Consider the following 223-nt stretch of genomic DNA (forward strand, 5'->3'; position numbering starts at 1 on the left):
TAGCTCCACTGCTCGCCCTGGGTGAAGCCGCGCCAGAAGATGCCTACCCTGGGGCCTTGGAAGATTCGTCGGATCTCCATCGCCACGTAGGCCCATTGCAGCACCAAGCTCAGGATGGCCGAAGCGACGGCATAGGAAGCGGGCCGCGTATTCCGCTCCACAGAGGCCAAGCCAGCCGCCAGGATCGAGGGCAGAAGATAGGCCGCGATCAGACTGTTGAAGA

The 223-nt window shown here is 62.3% G+C and carries 1 protein-coding gene; it reads right to left on the bottom strand.

Annotated features, from left to right (window positions below; genetic code table 11):
* Positions 1–223: hypothetical protein (locus tag E4K09_RS29285; protein WP_166802405.1), on the bottom strand; the 223-nt coding region annotated here is incomplete at both ends.

Origin of the sequence: Microvirga pakistanensis, from assembly GCF_004458765.1 — a bacterium.
GTDB classification, from domain to species: domain Bacteria; phylum Pseudomonadota; class Alphaproteobacteria; order Rhizobiales; family Beijerinckiaceae; genus Microvirga; species Microvirga pakistanensis.